The following is a 6,000-nucleotide window of genomic DNA, read 5'->3' as shown; positions in this document are numbered from 1 at the left end:
GCCCGGACTTAAATCCTATAGAAAAAATGTGGTCACGAGTAAAAATGATTCGCAATAAATTTAGAGTTAAAGATATTGATAAATTGTTTAAAGATTACTGTAATGATTTATTTAGTATTTAGCTATAGTACATCAATCAGATGATCCAGTTTTTTCTGGAAATAATCACCCTGAATAAAGCGGGCATCCACGTTCCAGGCATTCGCAAATAAGGTCATGTCATTCAGTTCACGAATCATGATATTCACTGGTTTGATTTCATTGTACGTGGTGATTTTTTCCTGTAACTGTTCAATTTCAGCATCATTGTTTAGCATCTTGGTCAGTTTGCTATCCAGACTCAGACCATTGATATCGAACTCACGTAGTAAGGTTTCACTATACATTGAGTGACCAAAGTTACGAATCGCAATCCGCGCACCATGTTCACGTAAAGTACGTAGATATTTCTGCGCATCCTGCTGGTTCATCAGGATATCTTCTTCTGAGAACTGTAAAGTTAAAGGATACTCGACTTTACTGCGAATAATGGTAATCAGTTTGGAAATAAACTCAGGGAAAGTACGGTCCTTAAATAGCACAGCACGGTTCAGGTTGACGATTAAACGGGCATCCGGATACTGGGTAATGAAGTTGTGCAACTGTTTGCTTGATTCAACCAGAATCCAGCGGTCCAGTTTAATAGACAATTCATCATCTTCATTGAGTTCCATCAAGGAAGAAATATCTTGCCATTTATTTTCAAAGATAAAACCACTAGTCACCTCATACATATAGAGGTTGGTATCTTCTTTATCATAGAGCTGTTGATATTTCAGATGAATTTCACCACGTTCCAGACATTCACGCAGTGATTTTAATACTGGAGAGGTTGTGAGTGGTACAGTGCTGACTGCTGGACTGACCGGTATGGACTCAGACGCTGGAATAACGGGTTCTGAAACCGTGAAGTCAATGCTCGGCATTGAAATCGATTCCTGAGTCGTTGCAGGAATATCCAGAACAAATTCAGACGTTTTTTGTGCTTGTGGTAAAGGAGTAGAGAAGGCCCGACCGACTAATTCATTACAATGGCTTTCATCACGCAACTCACCGTCAAGCAGGGTATAACCGATGCGTAGATTGAGCGGATAAGTTTGCTGATTCACTGTAATGAGCTGTGGTTTGGTTAATGAACCTAGTCCGACCAGTTTGGATTCCAGGATGTCTTGCGCATCTGCCTGAATGATCCCCACCAGAACGTCATGTTCCAGTTTGAAGAGCGGAATACGAACCTGATCTTTTAGAAATTTCTCAACTTCATGGAAGTAACCCATGTAGGTCGCCCAATCACCATTCAGGACTTGCGGCTCATACGCAGCAAAGGAGAAGGTGATCAATGCATTGGCTTTCGCCGGTTCACGATTAAGTTCACGCTTGAGTGACTGTAATGTGCTTGGTTTGTTGGCAACTTTTTCAGAAGAGGCACTCGCCTGAGTAGTCGCTGTATCAATCGTAATTTGTAGTGCATCTTCTTCAGCACTAGATGCCAGAAATTCCAGTTTTAATGGATTGGCAGCAGCAACATTTGGATTCGAAGAAGTAATATCAAAACGACCTAAATCAAACTGACCCTGAGAAATCTTTTTAAAGCGGGATTTAAAATCATTCAAATCTTGCGGCTGTAACAGGTCTAAAAGTGGCAGACCGATAATATCGTCCTCGCTTTTAAGGCCAAACAGTTTGAGATAATCGGCATTGGCCTGAATATGGATGCCTTCCTGAATGGTTGCGACTGCACGGTTACTATCTTCTACCAGTGATTGTGCCTGGCTTTGTGCAGTTTCCAGTTCTTCCATTAAATGGCGCTGGGCTTGCATGGTACGGCTAAAGGAAAGGGCACGCACCAGATTCAGGAAGAAGCGGTCTGGATAATCCAGATTCAGAATGTCAAAAATGCCTTTACGGATATATTGGGCATATTGTTCAGCCTGATAATCTTCTGGTTTTAACAAAAGAATAGGAAGGTCAGGTTGCTGCGAAAGTTGAACCAGACTTAAGGCCTGTTCATATTTCAGATCATACGCACGACCAAAAATAATCAGGTCCCAGTTAAAGTTTAACTGTTTTTCAAAAGATTGCAGATCATCAAGCAGAACGGCATCGACCTGATATTCATTGCTGGTTAAGAGATCACGGATTTGGTTATATCTAATTTGATTATCATCAATGATCAGTAAACGTGTTTCAGTACGTTTTAACTTTTTAGACAATAATGGATTTCTCACTTCAATGCTTCCCATAAATCGTGATTTCTAGTTTCATTCAATTGCTTATGTATAAAGTTTTCGATGACATCTTCTTCTTGATCATTTAATAATTCATAGTCAAAACGGATAAAACTTTGTGTAATGAGCTGTGCCTTGGTCAGGTAGATTCTGAGTTCTTTTTGGCCAAGTCGTAAATGAATGGTCTGTTTTTCCCTAAACATTTGTGAGCCAGAGACAATAATACTGGTTGAGACCTGATCGAGCTGGGTCATCTGTACCAGAATGGCCGGCTGATAATTGATACTGTGTTTGTCGGTACGGGCATAGACTGCGCAAGGGAACAGTTCCTGTGCCAGAATTTCCAGACCAATTTCCAGACTTTTATCTGCTGACTGTTTGATCCAGCGAATGACACCGCCACGCCACTGGCTTTGAGATTTTTCCTGAACCAGAATAAATTCGCCAGTTTTCAGATTGGCAGGTGTGATACCTGGCCATTTAATCCGGTAACCATTAACACTGATATCGAGAACTTCAGCGGTATGAATCTGTTTGGCTTCGCGATCGAGCGCTTTGATACTGCTGAATCCGCTTGGAACGGTATTATGCATTGAGCTGATAAAACTGCTTTCGCTCTGGAAACCATAATTGCCTTCCAGTTCCAGCGTTTCATTAAAGTTTTTACCCTTAGACAGATAAAAATGCGCCACCGTTAAGCCAAAGCAGATATTGATCTGTGCGGAATATTCATAACGTTCATGACGGCGTTCGACATTATTCGAAAGCAGGTTATAGATATGAAAATGCAGGGCAGGCGTCAGGAACAGCTTTTCATTACGTGACAGATACTGGGCATTTTTGCTTTGAGTACCGGTCAGGTGTTCCATCAGGTTTTGTGTCGAAATATAGAAACTTGGCTGGAAATGCTGACCCTGATGAGAATTTAATAAAGGTGGATGATCTTTGCTGGCATCGACCACATAACGTGATAGCGTGGTTTCTTTCGGTAGAATCTGAACCAGTTTCGCCCAGTCTGCACTACATAAATATAAGCCCTGAATTTCAGCAGGACGAATCTGATGAGTATTAAAAATATCTAGTAAGATCAGTCGTGCATAGGCTTGGGCAATATTCTGGATTTCGTGCTGGGTGCCAAGAACCTGATTGATGTTGGTCTGATAGAAATTATTTTCCATCGCACATTCAAGCAACTGATGTGCTGCCAACCACTGGCCGGCGCCAGGTGTGCTATACAGCATATGTTGTTGATAGAGCAGCAGGCTTAACTGTTGCAGACCATAGTAAATGGACACCATCCGGGCACTTTGCAGACTTTTCTTTTTGCCCAAGGAAAATAGTGAAAACTTTTGATGATTCAGCTGATGATTACAGCGTTTGGCAATATCTATATAGATTTTGGCAAAATAGCTGCGTAACAGCATAGCCAGCTCAATGATCTGGTCATTGCGATCCGTCGTGATCAGACCCTGATTGACGAAATGTTTCTCAAGACTGGCCAGAACATTTTCAAGGGTAGGGTGCAATACCTGGATCAGGTCAAAACGCAAGGTTTCCGCACATTTCAGTTCGGAAATTTCCAGTAAAGCACTGAACAGAGACTTGGATGAATTCCCCAATTGCAGGATTGAAATTCCTGCGACCCATTCCTGCAATGCTTTGGCATTTGTAGGACAAAAACTTAGCTGTTCTATGGTGAGTTCAGCCGTTGTCTGAAAAATGTCTGCAGTATGCTTACTCATCTTTATTATTTAACTCAAAAATGTTGAAACCCCAAAAAGCGGTGTCTTATTCTTCTCGCCCGCTATTTCTCGAACTAGTTTAGGAACCAGATACCCCGGTAGGTTCGCTAAAACTTCTGTATAAATCTCATTGATGTGCTCAGCAGGTAAATCAAAATGATGCGCACCTTTTACTTTATCAAGTACATGTAAATAATAGGGCATCACGCCAGCATCAAACAAGCGATAGCTTAAATCAACCAAAACTTGAGCAGAATCATTAACTCCTTTTAATAAAACTGCCTGATTGAGTACCGTGATCTGATGCTGAACCAGCTGATTAAGCTGCTTGCAGGTCAGGTCATCCAGCTCTGATGCATGGTTCGAGTGTACCACTAGAATAATACGTAGCCTACTGTTTTTTAACATGCTTAGTAGCTCTTCGTCGATCCGGTTTGGGATCACAATAGGAACTCGTGAATGTATTCTTAAAAATTTGAGATGTGGTACCGATTCTAGTCGTTCAATCCAGGTTTTTAATTTTCGGTTCGATAAGGTTAGTGGATCGCCACCACTCAGAATTACTTCATTAATATCCGGCTGGCTTTCCAGATATTGTTTGATATTGATCCAGTCCTCATTTTTAGGCAGGTTTTCCTGATAGGGGAAATGGCGTCGGAAACAGTAACGACAGTGGACAGCACAGGCACCAGTTAAAGTCAGTAAAAAACGTGACTTATATTTATGTAGAACACCAGGCTGCTGATTGGCTTGTTCTTCACCTAGGGGGTCGGTGACAAATCCCGGATGATCTTCCAGTTCCAGATGATGTGGCAACACTTGTAATAAAAGTGGATCTAAAGGATTGCCTGGCTGCATTCTGGAAACAAAAGCCCGTGGCACACGTAATTTAAAGGCCTGAGAGGCCAGAAGAGCACCAGATAACAGCTGATCTGGAGAAAGCTGTAAAATCTGTAGTAGTTCCTGTGGATCAGTGATCAGATCACTCAGTTGCGATTGCCAATTTGCTTCTTGATATAAATACTGTGTCATGCCGGAAGATCAAAAAAAGATGAAGGCGATAGCCAGAAGTGCGCAGTTTAGCAGTTTGTCTACAGATGGGAATGTGAAAGCTGGCTAAAATTTCTCTAAACACTATCAGTTTGCTATGGTATGCAAAAGCATAGAGACTTTTATATGCTTGGAAGACTGGTTGTGCACCAGTATTGGAATAGCTGATGCTAAGTTAAGCAGTGTCAGCAAGTTAAAACCGATTTTTTCGTTGCGACTTGGTGTATTGCTCATTTAGAATACGCAACATTAAATGAATGTGCATGTGGCAACTCATGTTCGTGTCAGACTTGCTAAATGACATTGCAACAGCCCATAGCATCAATAGCTTAAAGTTAGTAAGTTTGGAGTGAGCCAATCATGGCCTATTATTCTACGAACGATTTCAAGTCTGGCCTGAAGGTTATGCTTGATGGTAACCCATGTTCAATCATGGAAAACGAATACGTTAAACCAGGTAAAGGCCAGGCGTTCAACCGCGTTAAATTACGTAACCTTCGCAGTGGTAAAGTTTTGGAAAAAACTTTTAAATCTGGTGATTCTCTAGAAGCTGCAGACATCGTAGAAGTAGAAATGGAATACTTGTACAACGATGGCGAAATGTGGAACTTCATGGATCCTGTAACCTTCGAACAGATCGCTGCTGATAAAACAGCAATGGGCGATGCTGCAAAATGGTTAAAAGACGATTCAAATGAAAAATGTACTATCATGTTGTGGAATGGCGTACCTTTAACAGTAAGCCCACCAAACTTCGTAGTATTAAAAATTGTTGAAACTGATCCAGGTGTTCGTGGCGATACTTCTGGCGGTGGCGGTAAACCAGCGAAACTTGAAACAGGTGCAGTAGTACGTGTTCCATTATTCGTTCAGCAAGAAGAAAGCGTTCGCGTAGACACCCGTACTGGTGACTATTTAGAACGTGCATAATGGTCGGAAAA

The 6,000-nt window shown here is 41.5% G+C and carries 4 protein-coding genes; 1 reads left to right on the top strand and 3 read right to left on the bottom strand.

What is annotated here, in order from left to right:
• Positions 1–122: 122 nt before the first annotated feature.
• The 3 genes from ACEWB7_RS09775 to epmB are packed head-to-tail and all read right to left on the bottom strand — an operon-like array spanning position 123 to position 5,041.
• Positions 123–2,282 carry an EAL domain-containing protein gene (locus ACEWB7_RS09775; protein WP_411580674.1) on the bottom strand — a complete coding sequence of 720 codons (2,160 nt, stop codon included), beginning with the start codon at positions 2,280–2,282 and terminating at the stop codon, positions 123–125.
• Positions 2,264–4,009, bottom strand: a complete 1,746-nt coding sequence (locus ACEWB7_RS09770) for a GTPase (RefSeq protein ID WP_312316953.1) — start codon at positions 4,007–4,009, stop codon at positions 2,264–2,266. Before ACEWB7_RS09770 ends, ACEWB7_RS09775 begins: the two co-directional genes overlap by 19 nt.
• A 9-nt stretch (positions 4,010–4,018) precedes the next feature.
• Complete coding sequence (epmB, locus tag ACEWB7_RS09765; RefSeq protein WP_034702075.1) at positions 4,019–5,041, bottom strand: EF-P beta-lysylation protein EpmB; 1,023 nt, start codon at positions 5,039–5,041, stop codon at positions 4,019–4,021.
• 378 nt (positions 5,042–5,419) lie between these two features.
• Here epmB and efp point away from each other — a divergent pair, with 378 nt between their 5' ends.
• A complete protein-coding gene (gene efp, locus ACEWB7_RS09760; RefSeq protein WP_004782608.1) occupies positions 5,420–5,989 on the top strand; it encodes an elongation factor P in 570 nt (189 codons plus the stop codon).
• The last annotated feature ends 11 nt before the right edge of the window (positions 5,990–6,000 follow it).

This window comes from Acinetobacter sp. NIOH-H-8 (assembly GCF_046635365.1).
Classification (GTDB): domain Bacteria; phylum Pseudomonadota; class Gammaproteobacteria; order Pseudomonadales; family Moraxellaceae; genus Acinetobacter.
Note: the sequence above shows the minus strand (reverse complement) of the source record. Positions and strands in the feature narration are given on the sequence as shown.